14 protein-coding genes are annotated in these 13,882 nt (G+C 40.6%); 5 read left to right on the forward strand and 9 right to left on the reverse strand.

The window, feature by feature from the left end; all coding sequences use genetic code 11:
- Positions 1-95: 95 nt before the first annotated feature.
- On the reverse strand, positions 96-491 hold the full coding sequence (locus HUK49_RS07395) for a TetR/AcrR family transcriptional regulator (protein WP_191913236.1): 396 nt from the start codon (positions 489-491) through the stop codon (positions 96-98).
- 178 nt (positions 492-669) lie between these two features.
- Between HUK49_RS07395 and HUK49_RS07400 the strand changes: the two genes are divergently transcribed.
- Positions 670-918 carry a hypothetical protein gene (locus HUK49_RS07400; protein ID WP_102168610.1) on the forward strand — a complete coding sequence of 83 codons (249 nt, stop codon included), beginning with the start codon at positions 670-672 and terminating at the stop codon, positions 916-918.
- 6 nt (positions 919-924) lie between these two features.
- A complete protein-coding gene (locus HUK49_RS07405) occupies positions 925-1,629 on the forward strand; it encodes a sortase (protein WP_191913237.1) in 705 nt (234 codons plus the stop codon).
- Between the two features lie 45 nt (positions 1,630-1,674).
- Here HUK49_RS07405 and rlmB read toward each other — a convergent pair whose 3' ends face one another.
- The 7 genes from rlmB to HUK49_RS07440 form a co-directional block, all read right to left on the reverse strand.
- Positions 1,675-2,421 carry a 23S rRNA (guanosine(2251)-2'-O)-methyltransferase RlmB gene (rlmB, locus tag HUK49_RS07410; protein WP_191913238.1) on the reverse strand — a complete coding sequence of 249 codons (747 nt, stop codon included), beginning with the start codon at positions 2,419-2,421 and terminating at the stop codon, positions 1,675-1,677.
- Complete coding sequence (locus tag HUK49_RS07415) at positions 2,411-2,824, reverse strand: Mini-ribonuclease 3 (protein ID WP_003717520.1); 414 nt, start codon at positions 2,822-2,824, stop codon at positions 2,411-2,413. The genes rlmB and HUK49_RS07415 overlap by 11 nt, the downstream gene beginning before the upstream one ends.
- Before the next feature lie 15 nt (positions 2,825-2,839).
- Positions 2,840-4,258 (reverse strand): cysteine--tRNA ligase, encoded by a 1,419-nt coding sequence (gene cysS / locus HUK49_RS07420; RefSeq protein ID WP_191913239.1) that lies wholly within the window; start codon positions 4,256-4,258, stop codon positions 2,840-2,842.
- A 596-nt stretch (positions 4,259-4,854) separates the two neighbouring features.
- The gene (locus HUK49_RS07425; protein WP_191913240.1) at positions 4,855-6,513 is read right to left on the reverse strand and encodes a formate--tetrahydrofolate ligase; all 1,659 of its coding nucleotides are present in this window, start codon (positions 6,511-6,513) and stop codon (positions 4,855-4,857) included.
- 111 nt (positions 6,514-6,624) lie between these two features.
- Positions 6,625-7,785 (reverse strand): PIN/TRAM domain-containing protein, encoded by a 1,161-nt coding sequence (locus HUK49_RS07430; RefSeq protein ID WP_191913241.1) that lies wholly within the window; start codon positions 7,783-7,785, stop codon positions 6,625-6,627.
- Positions 7,786-7,806: 21 nt separating this feature from the next.
- The gene (gene radA / locus HUK49_RS07435; RefSeq protein WP_191913242.1) at positions 7,807-9,186 is read right to left on the reverse strand and encodes a DNA repair protein RadA; all 1,380 of its coding nucleotides are present in this window, start codon (positions 9,184-9,186) and stop codon (positions 7,807-7,809) included.
- Between the two features lie 172 nt (positions 9,187-9,358).
- Positions 9,359-9,895: a dCTP deaminase/dUTPase family protein gene (locus tag HUK49_RS07440; protein WP_102168603.1), complete on the reverse strand. Its 537-nt coding sequence runs from the start codon at positions 9,893-9,895 to the stop codon at positions 9,359-9,361.
- Between the two features lie 104 nt (positions 9,896-9,999).
- On the opposite strand from HUK49_RS07440, the gene HUK49_RS07445 reads away from it, so the two are divergent.
- The gene (locus tag HUK49_RS07445; RefSeq protein ID WP_191913243.1) at positions 10,000-10,293 is read left to right on the forward strand and encodes a GNAT family N-acetyltransferase; all 294 of its coding nucleotides are present in this window, start codon (positions 10,000-10,002) and stop codon (positions 10,291-10,293) included.
- 11 nt (positions 10,294-10,304) lie between these two features.
- Entirely contained in the window at positions 10,305-10,997 is a 693-nt protein-coding gene (gene rpiA / locus HUK49_RS07450) for a ribose-5-phosphate isomerase RpiA (protein ID WP_191913244.1), read from the forward strand.
- 157 nt (positions 10,998-11,154) lie between these two features.
- Here the strand turns inward: rpiA and HUK49_RS07455 are convergent, their stop codons facing one another.
- The gene (locus HUK49_RS07455; protein ID WP_191913245.1) at positions 11,155-12,045 is read right to left on the reverse strand and encodes a LysR family transcriptional regulator; all 891 of its coding nucleotides are present in this window, start codon (positions 12,043-12,045) and stop codon (positions 11,155-11,157) included.
- A gap of 131 nt (positions 12,046-12,176) precedes the next feature.
- Here HUK49_RS07455 and HUK49_RS07460 point away from each other — a divergent pair, with 131 nt between their 5' ends.
- The gene (locus HUK49_RS07460; protein WP_191913246.1) at positions 12,177-13,796 is read left to right on the forward strand and encodes a malolactic enzyme; all 1,620 of its coding nucleotides are present in this window, start codon (positions 12,177-12,179) and stop codon (positions 13,794-13,796) included.
- Positions 13,797-13,882: the final 86 nt, after the last annotated feature.

A 13,882-nucleotide genomic window follows, 5' to 3' on the forward strand; every position in this document is an offset into this window, starting at 1 on the left:
AAATCAATTGGTATCTGAATTCACGGCCACTTAAATGTCTTAATTGGCATACACCAATCGAGATCTTCTTGCTTAATCTACGTCACTAAATTCGTTCAAGTTATTTCTTGCAATCTGCCATAAAAATAAATATCGCCATTTTGGGATAGTAACCCAGAGAAAGCCGTCTTATTTCGGTTACAGTACGCAATTGTATTATTAAAAGCAATGTCAGCTAACTTATTAATTTCTTCAGCGCTAGGAATATGCTTAATTTGTGTAAGTTTTTCACGATCAATTGCCAAATTTTCTTTTAATCCCTTAAGCAATTGAGTCTCAATTGTATTTAGTAGATCATGCTTTCCTTTATAGTATGCATAAAAAGTTCTTTTGCTAATTTCAGCATACTCAACAATCTCGTTAACATTGCATTTCGTAAATTCTCTAACCTTAAGAAGATTGAACAATCCTTCTTGAATTCTTCTCTTTGTCGTTATTGTTCTTATATCCATGTCTCCCAACCCTTTCATTACAAAAAAGTATTATATCTCATGTCGTAAGGGAGCTTAATTTTTTTTACACTAATTGTGCATTTACTAAACACAACGGATATTTACGCTTAATTTTCTATTGCGCAATTCAGTCGCTTGATATATTTAAGATAAATCAATTATTAAGTGGTGAAAATCAATGAATAAGAATAAGATTATTAAGCGATTTGAAATGCTATTAATAATACTGACCTTTTTAGGAAATTTCGGTACCGTTATTTATGATGGAATCATCGACAGTCATCAAGCTTCTAATAATTCGCAAAAGGTATTATTCCAGACGCGCCACTACTACAATCTGGATGCGAGGTTACGCAATCTAGGATACGCATTGCTAATTGTTTCATTAACCGAAGCTGGTCAATTAATCTTAGAGAATAAGAAGTAATCACCTATGAAAAAGGTTCAATATCTTATTCTGATAATAATTAGTGTATTTTTAACTGTTTTTTCGATTCCGCTGCTATTTCCGCAATTATCACTATTGCTTCAATCAGCAATCATCAATTACCATAGTCCTAAAATTGTTAGTGAAAGTCCACTTCCTAAGGCAATAAAAAAATGTGATTGGGAATCCGTAAAGTTACTTAGTTTAAACTCAATAATTATAGGTTCGATTAGAGATTCTCCGGAATACGTTGGTGCAATCTTAGTTCCCTCACTTAATATGAATGTTCCGCTCGCTAATTATACAGATAACGGAACTTATACATTTGGTGCGGGGATGCTTAAACCGCATTATATAAGCAGTAATAGTCATTTAGTTATTGGCGCCCATAATCTCGGTCATAAAAACTGCTCTGCATTATTCACTCCACTAGCTTTTCATTCTTTAACGGGACGAAAAGTTATAATTACAAATTTCAAAATTGCTAAAGAATATAAAATCGAAAGCAAACAGGTTATTTCACCATCGGATGTGGAGAAACCATTTGAAGGCTCCAGTGATTCAATATCATTAATAACCTGTACCTCCAATAATAAAAAAAGGATCCTCATTAACGCTAAACTTATTAAACGATTACCAGTAAATAAATTAAATAGCCAAGTCCAAAACGCTATCCGGCAAAAATATCAAATTAACGTTATTGATAGTTAAATCCTCCTTTCTGCTCTAAGCAAGCAGAAAGGAGGATTTATTTTTCTATAATGGGTGGCGTGAATTAAATCCTTGGTAGATTAACAGACTCGCTGCCACACTTGCATTAAGGCTTTGAACGTGACCAATCATTGGAATAGTAAGCATCTCATCACAGTTCTTCTTCAATAATGAAGAAATTCCCTTTCCTTCATTACCGATAACTAATGCTACCGCTCCCTTTGCATTCCAGCGTCGGTAATCAGTCCCCTTCATATCGGTTCCAAATAACCAAACTCCCCGGTCCTTCAATTCTTGAGCTGTTTGAACCAGGTTAGTAACTCGGGCAACCGGAACGTGTTCAATTGCTCCAGTAGATGTTTTAGCAACAACCGAAGTTAACCCAACAGCGCGACGCCGGGGAATAATAATTCCATGAACTCCGGCTGCATCGGCTGTCCGAATAATTGAGCCAAGATTATGCGGATCCTCTAATTCATCAAGAATTAGGAAAAATGGATCTTCATCATGTTTAGCAGCATTTTCAAACAGGTCATCAATCGTTGCATAGTGGTAAGCAGCAACCGCCAAGGCCACGCCCTGGTGATTTTGGTGTTCACTCATCTGATCGAGCTTTGTCTTGGGGACGTTTGAAATTACTAACCGCTTTTCCTTTGCTAATTTAATAATTTGTGAAATGGCATCAGACTTTAATCCTGATTGGATAAAGACCTTATTAATTTCTTGATCGGACTTCAGTGCCATCACTGCCGGGTGGCGACCAATAATAAAATCATTGCTTTCAGTTTTCATGCTTCGTTCTCCCTGCTTCAACTTGCTGAATGCACCATTCTGCTAACTCTTCGATTCGGTCTTGTTTCCCCGCCAATTGCAGGTAACCCATCATTGCTTCAAAACCAGTCGATATCCGATAAGTTAGAACAGAAGTATGTTTTGCGTGCGTGTGACTGTTGGCGTTTCGCCCCCGTTTAAAGTAACTCCACTCATCCTCAGTTAGAATGTCATCCTGCTTCATCAGATCAATCAATGCCGCTTGCGCTTTTGCAGAGACATAATGAGTTGCAATGTGCTGAAGCTTAGTCGGCTTTGCTAGCCCCTGACTTAAAAGATGTTGACGAATAAATACTTCGTAAACAGCATCCCCCAAGTAAGCAAGGGCAATCCCGTTTAATTGTTGATAATCTGCTTGTTCCATTAATTTCCTTCCTGTCTACTTCTTTACTCGCTTGAACCGCGTTCCTTGTGGCGTATCTTCAAGAATAATTCCCTGGGCCTTTAATTCATCACGAATTTGGTCACTCCGGGCAAAGTCCTTATTCTTCCGCGCCTCATTTCGTTCATCAATCAACGCTTGGATATGTTCATCGTTAAGCTCATTATCACTTGATGATAACTTCACCCCAAAAATACTAACTAATTCAGAAATTAGATCCTTCATTTCGGTTAGCGCATCCGCCTTAACCTCTTCTTGTTGGGCATAAACGTTTGCGTACTTAACTAGTTCGTAAACAACGGTAATCCCATTTTGAACATTGATATCATCATCCATTGCTTCTGTGAATGATTGCTTAAAATCAGCCAATTTTTGGGTAACTACTGGATCAGCGCCAGCTTGGGCATCCTTTTGGCGATAGGTTAAATTATCAAATGCTGTTTGGATATGTTCCAAATTATTCTTAGCGTCAATCAGATTGTCCTCGCTGTATTGAATTGGTCGCCGATATTGAGTAGTTGCCATAAAGAACCGCAATACTTGAGGATCGACCTGCTTAATAATGTCATGAACAGTGATAAAGTTATGCAGCGACTTGCTCATCTTCTCATTGTCCTTGCCGATAGTAACAAAGCCATTATGCATCCAGTAACGGACAAATTTCTGCCCAGTTTCTGCTTCACTTTGAGCAATTTCATTTTCATGGTGGGGGAATTCTAGATCTTGACCACCACCATGAATATCAATCGTCTTTCCCAAGTACTTAGTCGACATTACTGAGCATTCAATATGCCAGCCTGGTCGTCCCTTTCCCCATGGTGAATCCCAGTTAATTTCTCCCGGCTTAGCAGCTTTCCAAAGGGCGAAATCCATTGGATCCTCTTTTTTATTAACTTCATCAGCACTAACATGTTCACTCGCCCCAACTTCAAGATCATCAATTGATTGACCTGATAATTGACCATAGTCCTTGAATTTCCGGGCACGATAATAAACATCCCCATCTTTTTCGTATGCATAGCCCTTATCAATCAATCCCTGAACAAATTTGATGATTTCAGGAATGTTTTCGGTTGCTCGCGGGTGCATTGTCGCTGGTTCGATATTAATTGCCTTAGTATCTTCCATAAATGCTTGAATGTATTTATCTGCTAATTGGGGAACTGTAATTCCTTGCTCATGAGCGGCCTTGATCATCTTATCATCAACGTCAGTAAAATTAGAAACATAGTTCACCTTGTACCCCTTAAATTCAAGGTAGCGCCGCACTGTATCAAAGGCAATCGCTGAACGCGCGTTACCGATATGAATATAGTTATACACCGTTGGGCCACAGACATACATGTTAACAACTCCTGGGGTTTGCGGTTTAAATTCTTCTTGTTTACGAGTCAATGTATTATAAATTGTTAGCATGACTGTCTGCTCCTTTCATATCTATACCCATAATACTAACATATCTAGTTAAATGAACATATTACTGGATCTTTTTTCGAGAAAAAAGTTTTTTTACTTAATAGTCACAATTTCTTCACATTCTCCTGGTAGTATATAAAGCATAGTAAAGATATAATCTTTACTACTAATGAAACCTATTATTTTTCAATTACTCCTCCCAATAGTAACCGAAAAAATAATTAATATGAGGATACCCCAAGTCCTCGTAATACTCCTCAAGAGATAGCTATTTCTTAAGCTATCTCTTTTTGGATCATAAAAAAGCGGGAACGGCTAAGATTTAGCTGTTCTCGCTTTTTATTTTTAAGATGATTAACAACTTCTAATGCAACAGAGCAAAACACGTTCAGCCTAAGCTCCCTCAAGATAATGACCTCTCTCCTAGGCGCTAGTCGCCTTCGTCAGGAGAAATTGCTGCTCTTAATGCAGCATAGCTAAGATCTGCTCGCCCTAACCTTCCTCGAGCTAACGACCTCCGACTTCGACGACAAGACGTCGTTCGTCGGAGAAATCGTTAGCCACCGGAAGGTTTTAACGGGCTCGCACTCTATTTACTAAAACAACCCCTTTATCCTACCCTGAGCGTCGATGGACATGTTGACGGCAGCGGGAGTTTTGGAAAGGCCAGGCATGGTCATCATGTTACCTGAAAGGGCAACGATAAAGCCAGCACCGAGCTTAGGAACGAATTCCCGAATATGGAAAGTAAAGTCTGTTGGTGCCCCAAGCTGAGTTTGGTCATCAGTAAAGGAGTACTGGGTCTTGGCAATGCAGACGGGAAGATCATTCCAGCCTAACTTTGCAAACTGCTTCAATTGCTTCTTCGCCTTTTTGCTAAACGAAACTTCTTTAGCTCCGTAAATTGTTTTGGCAATTGTATTGACTTTTTCTTCAATCGAATCACTAGAATCGTAAAGGGGCTTGAAATCACTCTTTTGGTCAGCTAAGCGAACAACTTCCTTAGCAAGATCTTGGGTTCCCTTGCCGCCCTTAGCCCAACTATCAGCGACCACAACGTTAACCCCGAGCCGCTTGCAATTGTCTTCAATAAACTTGACCTCAGCATCAGTATCATTAATGAAGTGGTTAATGGCAACTACTACTGGTAAGCCATAACGTTGCATATTCTTAATATGACGATTCAGGTTAACGATTCCCTTTTCTAGTGCTGGTAATTGTTCTTCCTTAATTTCGTCTAAACTAGCGCCACCATTGTATTCAAGGGCCCGAACCGTAGCGACAATAACAATTGCATCTGGGTTCTTTCCTAAGACCGGTCGTTTAATGTCAAGGAACTTTTCGGCCCCCAAGTCAGCCCCAAATCCAGCTTCTGTAACGGTGTAATCTGCCAATTTTAATGCTGTTTGAGTAGCTAAAATACTGTTGCATCCATGAGCAATATTAGCAAACGGGCCACCATGAACAATCGCTGGAGTATGGTCAAGGGTTTGCACAAGGTTAGGCTTAATAGCGTCCTTTAAAAGAATTGTAATCGCATCTTCAAAGCCGAGTTGGCCAACAGTTACTGGTTCCCGGTCGTAGGTGTAACCAACAACAATTCGGCTGATCCGCTTCTTGAGGTCCATCAAGTCAGTGGAAAGACACAAGATCGCCATTAATTCTGAAGCAGCAGTAATATCGAAGCCGGTTTGCCGCGGAACCCCCTGCATAATTCCACCAAGGCCAGTAATAACATTCCGTAATGCCCGGTCATTAACGTCTTCTACCCGTTTCCAAATAATCCGGCGCGGGTCGAGGTTTAATTCGTTTCCCCGCATTACATAGTTATCAATTAAAGCAGCTAATGTGTTGTTAGCGCTAGTTAGTGCATGAAGGTCACCAGTAAAGTGCAAGTTAATGTCTTCCATCGGAATTACTTGGCTATAACCTCCACCGGTTGCCCCACCTTTGATTCCGAACACAGGCCCCATCGAAGGTTCCCGCATTGCAATGATTGTTTGGTGGTTTAATTGGTTTAAGGCATCCCCTAAGCCAACCAAGACAGTTGACTTTCCTTCACCGGCTGGAGTCGGATTGATTGAAGTCACAAGAACTAGCTTATGCTTCTTCCCTGGTTTTTCGGCAACTGGCAATGAAATTTTAGCCTTGTACTTCCCGTATTGTTCAATCTGGTCATCATCAAGACCAATTGATTCAGCAATCTTATTAATCGGTTCGAGTGTGGCTTGGTCAGCAATTTCTATATCTGTCATTTCAATCCGCTCCAATCTTAAATACGAACTTTAACTAAAAAAACACCGTTAAAGTTAAGAATTAACTTCTACGGTGTCTAGGATAAAAGATTCTCAGTCATTTGTAAACAACTATTTAGACTCTTTATCAGATTTTGCTGATTTTTTATTGTCCTTTGTGGATTCGCTATTTTTTTCGTTGATCCCCCGACGTGAATGGAGTGGTCGAGCAAAGATCATCCGACCAGCATCAGTTTGCAATGCGCTAGTGACCTCTACTTCAATTCGTTCATTCATAAAGTAACGACCATCCTCAACGACAACCATGGTTCCATCATCAAGGTACGCAACCCCTTGCTGACGTTCAGTCCCGTTCTTCACAACAACAACCTTGAGCGTTTCACCAGGAATTACCCGTGGGCGCAACGATTTAGCAAGATTATTAATATTCAGAACTTGGACATTTTGGAATTGAATAACCTTATTCAAATTATAGTCGTTAGTGACAATGACCCCGTTAACCTTCTTAGCTAACGCAATCAATTTACTATCAACTTCCGGAATATCTTCAAAGTCGCCATCGTACATTTCAATTGGCACGATCTTTTCTTTCCGTAACTTATTTAGGATGTCTAATCCTCGTCGTCCCCGAACTCGCTTAATACTTTCACCAGAATCGGCAATGTATTGAAGTTCATAAAGAACAAAATTAGGCACGAGTAATGTCCCTTCCAGAAAACCAGTCTTTACCAAATCATAAATTCGACCATCAATTAAGATGTTCGTATCTAGGATTTTGTAATGATGATAGTTCTCATCCTTTTGGTCAATCACTTCGGTATTCGGATTTTTCGGCCGAATTCGGTTACCAGAAAGTAAATTTTTCCAATCATCGAGTCGGGTTGTCCCAATCCGGTAGCCAAAATAACTAAAGATGATCATTAACAAGATCGGTAAAACATTATTAACAACTGGGATTCCCGTTCGCCATAGCGGAATCGAAATTAACACCGCGAGAACTAAGCCAACAATTGTCAGTAGCGTCCCAAAAAACAGGTAAACTGGGCTTAAGCTTGTCAGACTCTTTTCAATCCGTGCAACTAACTGTTCAGTTGGTTTGGCAAGTGGTAGTGAAAGGAGAAAGAAAATCAAAGCACCAATAACGATATCCATAAAGACTAATAAGGCACTATTTAAATGAAAATTAACTAAGTCCCAAAATAATGGCAAATAATAGAAACCAGTTGCGGCACCAACAATAACGTATATCAACCGAATAATTCGTTTTCGCATATTACATCCCTCCTTTATAAATTAACCTAATGCAAGACGCAATGCTTGGCGGAGGGTGGTTACCCCGACAACCTCGATCCCGGTTGGTGCTTGCCACCCTTTCAAATTATTCTTTGGAACAAAGATTCGTTTAAACCCAAGCTTCTGTGCCTCGGCGACACGCTGTTCAATCCGGTTAACCCGCCGAATTTCACCAGTTAACCCGACTTCCCCAACGAATGCATCCGTGGCTTGCGTTCCCTTGTCCCGATAACTCGATGCAATACTAATCGCAATTGCCAGATCAATTGCCGGCTCATCTAATTTTACACCACCAGCAGCCTTCAGGTAGGCATCCTGATTTTGGAGCATCAAGTTAGCACGCTTTTCAAGAACCGCCATGATCAATGATACCCGATTTCTGTTCAAACCAGTAGCAGTTCGCTGAGCATTTCCATAAACAGTTGGCGTCACCAAAGCTTGAATTTCAACAAGAATTGGTCGCGTCCCTTCTAATGATACAACGACAGCCGAGCCAGTGGCATCTTTTAACCGTTCTTCAAGAAAGATTTCTGAAGGATTTTTTACCTCTGACAAACCATTCGTATGCATTTCAAAAATTCCCAGCTCATTGGTTGACCCAAAACGGTTTTTAACTGACCTGAGGATCCGGTATGTGTGGTGAAGATCCCCTTCAAAGTAAAGGACAGTGTCAACCATGTGCTCTAAAATCTTTGGCCCAGCAATTGCCCCACCTTTAGTAACATGTCCAACAACAAAGATCGTAATATTATTACTCTTCGCAATTTGCATTAACTGAGCGGTTACTTCACGGATCTGCGAAACACTCCCGATCGCTGAAGTGACATCTGTTGCCTGCATCGTCTGAACAGAATCAATTACCACGTATTCTGGTTTTAGTTCACGAATCGTGTCCTTGATGCTGTCCATATTGGTTTCTGGGTAAATATAAAAATCATCTGCTGCCACATCAAGCCGCTCTGCCCGCATTTTGATTTGAGTAGCACTTTCTTCTCCAGAAACGTAAAGGACCCGGTGATGTTCACTTGATAATTGTCCAGAAACTTGCAGGAGCAACGTTGATTTCCCAATACCAGGATCCCCACCAATTAAAATTAACGACCCCGGAACAAATCCGCCACCAAGGACCCGGTTTAACTCGTTCAATTTGGTTTTTACCCGGGGCGTCTCGTGACTATTAATTTCACCAATTTTCTGTGGCTTGGCAACCAAACCAGTTAACGTCGTGGTTGGCCGTTTTGTGGCTGCACTAGAACTTGAAGACTGGATTTGTTCTTCAACTAACGTATTCCATTCACCACAGTTAGGACACCTTCCTAAATACCGTGGTGAATTATAGCCACAATTTTGACAAACATATTGTGTTTTTACTTTGGCCATTCATGCCATCCTTTCATTACCTAAACTTACTTACTAACAACGATCCTGAAATAAAAGTGCGCCCTACCAATCCTTTTAAAAAAAACTATTGGACCGTTCCACCAACGAAAATCTGGGCATTTTGAGAAAAATTTGCCTAAAATTATTCCGATTTTATTCAAGATTTGCTATATTACTTTTTGGTTGAACCGAAGCCACCAGTCCGCCGTGCGATTGGTTGTTTCTCGTCATCAGCGACAAGGAATGGCATAAAGATTCCTTGACCAATTCGTTCACCTTTCTTAATCTGATAATCCGTTAATCCATAGTTAATGAGTTGGAAGAAGATTTCGCCTTCATTACTATCATTATCATAATAATCAGCATCCACAATGCCGACACCATTTGGAAGGATTAACCGACGCTTTAGCGGACCACTAGAACGATTAGCTAATAGCAAGAATTCATTATCCTGCATGTAAGCCTTAATTCCAGTTGGGACTAGATATGGTTTAAGGCATTGATCAGCGTGTTTAAGTTCATCAGGGCTTAGCTTTGATTGCTGATGAATTTTCCAAAGGGTCTTTAAGAAGTTCCCTTTCCAAATTGATGGAAGAACAAAATCTTCCGCAGCTTCAAAGTCATAACCAGCTGCATTGGCAGTTTGCCGACTTGGTAAATGAAGCCCCTGATCCTGCTTGCTTGAAACAATCTTAAATCCGCGTTTCATTTATATCACCTAATCCTTTTTATAAACTATCTACTTATTATAAAATAGATATAGGATTTATGGTATTGCTTTACACTGAATAGATTTGGAATGGATGTGATCAAATGGATTACAAGGTTGAAGAAAACCGAATTGTCGCTAGTGATGATCAACAACCCTTCGTGGGCGAAATAAGCTTTCCAAAAATAACAGGGGTGCCTGATCGGGTCGTTGTTGAGCGGGTCTTCGTTCACCCTGATTACCGTGGCAAAGGGATTGCGGCAGAGTTGGTTCGCCAATTCGTTAAGTACGCCACTACCCATCAACTAACCGTAAAATTAATGTGTCCTTATGCTGTCAAACAGTTTAAGATACATCCCGAATACCAACAATTATTATTACCTGAAGATCGTTTCTAAGGAGGAAACTCATGAATCAAGATGAGCTAAAACAACAAGTTGGCCGTGAAGCAGTTAAGTACATCCGTCCAGGGATGGTTGTCGGCCTAGGAACAGGGACAACCGTTCACTGCTTGGTGGAAGCACTCGGTGAGCATGTTAAGAATGGTGATTTATCTGATATTGTTTGTGTTACAACCTCAAACAGAACTACTCGCCAAGCTCAAAGTCTTGGGATTAAGGTTGAAGAAATTGATGATGTTGATCATATTGACCTTACTATTGATGGGGCTGATGAAATCAGTGATAATTTCCAAGGAATCAAGGGTGGCGGTGGCGCTCTCCTCTGGGAAAAGATTGTCTCCAACTATTCTGACCACGTAATGTGGATTGTTGATGAATCAAAATTAGTTCACCACTTAGGAGCATTTCCACTACCAGTTGAGGTTACTCCATACGGAAGTCAGCACCTCTTTACTAAGTTGGCTCGACGTGGTTACAACCCAACATGGCGAATGCTTCCTGATAACAGTGACAAGTTCCGGACACACCAACGAAACTTCATTATTGATCTCCACCTGGAAGACATTAATGACCCATTCGCTCTTCATGAAGAATTGATCGGGATGGTTGGTCTAATTGAAGATGGGTTGTTCCTAAACCAAGTTAATGACATTCTTGTTGGTACCCAAGATGGGCCAAAATTCTTTCATGCCCGTCCATAATGTAAGAACGTAAAATTTAATAAATGATCTTAATGAAGCTGAGAAAAACGTTTGGTTCTTTCTCAGCTTTTTACTATTACCAGCAATTTCCGAATTTACTGAGTCTAATTGCGGGAATCCAAATAGGCTCTTAAATGGGTTAATTCCCAGCTTCTCACTAATTTTCCCTACCACTATAATCAAGAATTAGCTCCCATAACTTTTCTTTAGCAGGTGAAAGGATCTCATTACGGCGCGCGACTAGTGAAAGATGAAATACTGGTTGCTGCGGATCGGCCAAGGCTACATTAACCAACCGATCGTTAGGCGTAATCGCTAATTTAGTTAAAAATGAAACTCCTAAATTCTCAGCTACCATATTCTTGATAATATGGATATCATTCGTTCGGTAAATAACTTTGGGACGGATATGGGCAAGCCGACACATTTTACGAAAGGCTTTTTCATGAATAAAATCGGTATCTGGCAAAATAAACGATTGTCCCTTCAGATCAGCAAATTGTAAATTCTGCTTCTCTGCCAATTGATGCTTCCGACTCATAATAATGTGAAATGGGTACTGAGCAAACTCCTTAACCGACAGTTCTGGTTGCTGAAGATGACTGGCAGATCCAAGAAGAACAATATCTAATTCTCCTCTCAGTAACATTTGCAGTAAATTCTCTGATCCTTCTTCGGTAACCTCCAACTTACCAATTAAATTTGTGCGAAGCAGCCGTGGAGTAAGCGGTGGGAAATAGTAGTTACCGATAATTGGTGGCAAGCCAAAGCGAATCTTATTTAGCTTAGCGTGGTCAATCTCCCGGCGTGCAATTGCTAGTTCACGTAAAATCATGCGGACATGTTGAGCGTACTGCTGGCCGACCTTAGTGACTGTTATCTGGTGGTGGACGTGATCACGAATAAAAAAGGTTGTCCCGTACTCTTCTTCTAACCGGTTAATTGCCATTGTAATTGTCGGTTGACTGACCTGAAAATGATCGGCAACTACCGAAAAATTTTTATCTTTAACAAGTTCAATAAAATATTCTAAATCCCTAATTTTCATTTTTACCCTTGAGAATGGATGATCGTCTTTAGTATATCAATTTTATTTATAGGATAGCACAAATTTGACTATACGCTAATTTGCTTCATATCATTGCAATATCAATAATAAATTAAAGGAGATCCTTTGCAATGACAGACGCAATGTCAATTCTTAATAATCCCTTTAAAAACAAGGGGACTGCATTTACATTAGATGAACGGAAGAAGTTAGGGCTAGTCGGTACTTTGCCACCTCGGGTAAAGACAATTGAAGAACAAGAAGCTGATACCTATGCCCTCTACCAAAGCAAGACTTCCCGAATTGAAAAGCGTCACTTTTTAATGGAAGTGTTCAACGCTAACCGAACACTCTTCTTCTACTTAATGAAAAAGCACATTACCGAAATGATGCCAATCGTTTATGATCCAGTAATTGCTGAATCAATTGAAAAGTACAACGAACGATACCTTCGCCCCCAAGACGCCGTTTACCTCTCCGTTAAGCACCCTGAAGACATTGAGCAAAGCCTTCAAAATGTTAGTGCTGATCGCGACATTCGCCTAATCGTTGTTACCGATTCTCAAGGGATTTTAGGGATTGGTGACTGGGGTGTTGATGGTGTTGACATTGCTGTCGGTAAGTTAATGGTTTATACCGCTGCCGCTGGGGTTGATCCTTCTCAAGTCCTCCCAATTTCAATTGATGCGGGAACCGATAACGAAACATTACTCAATGATCCAAACTATCTTGGTGAACGGCACCACCGGATTACTGGTCAAGAATACTTTGACTTCATTGACCGGTTTGTTGAAACGGTTGAAAAACTGTACCCAAAGAGCCTGCTCCATTTTGAAGACTTTGGTCGGGGAACGGCAGCCCGAATTCTGGATAAGTACCATGACAAAATTTTAACCTTCAACGATGATATTCAAGGAACCGGGATCATTGCCTTAGCAGGTGTCCTTGGTGCATTGAACATTTCTAAGGAAAAATTAGCTGACCAGAAGTTTTTAACATTCGGTGCCGGAAGTGCCGGGATGGGAATTGCCAAGATGCTGTTTGATGAACTGGTCCGTCAGGGGATGGATCCGGCTGAAGCTAAGAAGCACTTCTACCTTGTTGATAAGCAAGGCTTGTTATTTGACGATACGGAAGGGCTCACGCCAAAGCAAAAACCATTTACCCGGAAGCGGAGTGAATTTAAGAATGCCGATGAACTAACTAACTTAGCTGCCGTTGTCGAAGCTATTCACCCGACTGTCATGATCGGAACTTCTACTCAACCAGGAACATTTACCGAAGAGATTGTTAAAGAAATGGCTGCGCATACCGAACGACCAATCATTTTCCCCCTTTCCAACCCAACTAAACTTGCGGAAGCACGGGCAGAAGATTTATTGAAGTGGACTGATGGTCGTGCTTTAGTTGCCACTGGAATTCCAGTTAATGATATTGAATACAACGGAACTACTTATAACATTGGTCAAGCAAACAATGCCTTGATCTATCCTGGAGTTGGTTTTGGTGCAATCGCAACCGAATCAAAGAAGATCAATAATGCCATGCTAGCTGCCGCTGCCCACTCACTTGTTGGGTTAGTTGATCCGGATAAGCCCGGGGCTGCCGTTCTTCCACCAGTTAGAGATATGGCAAAGTTCTCCAAGACAGTTGCCATTGCGGTTGCCCAATCTGCCATTGACCAAGGCTTCTCTTCGGCAAAGGACGCTCAAAAAGCGGTCGAAAAGATGACCTGGGAAGCAAAATATTAATATTATTAACGACGATCAAGTAAAGTTACTTGGTCGCCTTTTTCTTGAGGAACCACTATAATAGTAAGTAACTATTTTAAGGAGTG

The organism is Limosilactobacillus portuensis (assembly GCF_014838735.1).
GTDB lineage: Bacteria > Bacillota > Bacilli > Lactobacillales > Lactobacillaceae > Limosilactobacillus > Limosilactobacillus portuensis.

Excerpts from the sequence above, each read along its gene's own strand:
- HUK49_RS07425 (WP_191913240.1), bottom strand. The coding sequence starts at position 6,513 with ATGACAGATATAGAAATTGCTGACCAAGCCACACTCGAACCGATTAAT.
- HUK49_RS07455 (WP_191913245.1), bottom strand. The coding sequence starts at position 12,045 with ATGAAAATTAGGGATTTAGAATATTTTATTGAACTTGTTAAAGATAAA.
- HUK49_RS07405 (WP_191913237.1), top strand. The coding sequence starts at position 925 with ATGAAAAAGGTTCAATATCTTATTCTGATAATAATTAGTGTATTTTTA.
- rpiA (WP_191913244.1), top strand. The coding sequence starts at position 10,305 with ATGAATCAAGATGAGCTAAAACAACAAGTTGGCCGTGAAGCAGTTAAG.
- HUK49_RS07395 (WP_191913236.1), bottom strand. The coding sequence starts at position 491 with ATGGATATAAGAACAATAACGACAAAGAGAAGAATTCAAGAAGGATTG.
- HUK49_RS07415 (WP_003717520.1), bottom strand. The coding sequence starts at position 2,824 with ATGGAACAAGCAGATTATCAACAATTAAACGGGATTGCCCTTGCTTAC.
- cysS (WP_191913239.1), bottom strand. The coding sequence starts at position 4,258 with ATGCTAACAATTTATAATACATTGACTCGTAAACAAGAAGAATTTAAA.
- HUK49_RS07440 (WP_102168603.1), bottom strand. The coding sequence starts at position 9,895 with ATGAAACGCGGATTTAAGATTGTTTCAAGCAAGCAGGATCAGGGGCTT.
- HUK49_RS07460 (WP_191913246.1), top strand. The coding sequence starts at position 12,177 with ATGACAGACGCAATGTCAATTCTTAATAATCCCTTTAAAAACAAGGGG.
- HUK49_RS07400 (WP_102168610.1), top strand. The coding sequence starts at position 670 with ATGAATAAGAATAAGATTATTAAGCGATTTGAAATGCTATTAATAATA.
- HUK49_RS07430 (WP_191913241.1), bottom strand. The coding sequence starts at position 7,785 with ATGCGAAAACGAATTATTCGGTTGATATACGTTATTGTTGGTGCCGCA.
- radA (WP_191913242.1), bottom strand. The coding sequence starts at position 9,186 with ATGGCCAAAGTAAAAACACAATATGTTTGTCAAAATTGTGGCTATAAT.
- rlmB (WP_191913238.1), bottom strand. The coding sequence starts at position 2,421 with ATGAAAACTGAAAGCAATGATTTTATTATTGGTCGCCACCCGGCAGTG.
- HUK49_RS07445 (WP_191913243.1), top strand. The coding sequence starts at position 10,000 with ATGGATTACAAGGTTGAAGAAAACCGAATTGTCGCTAGTGATGATCAA.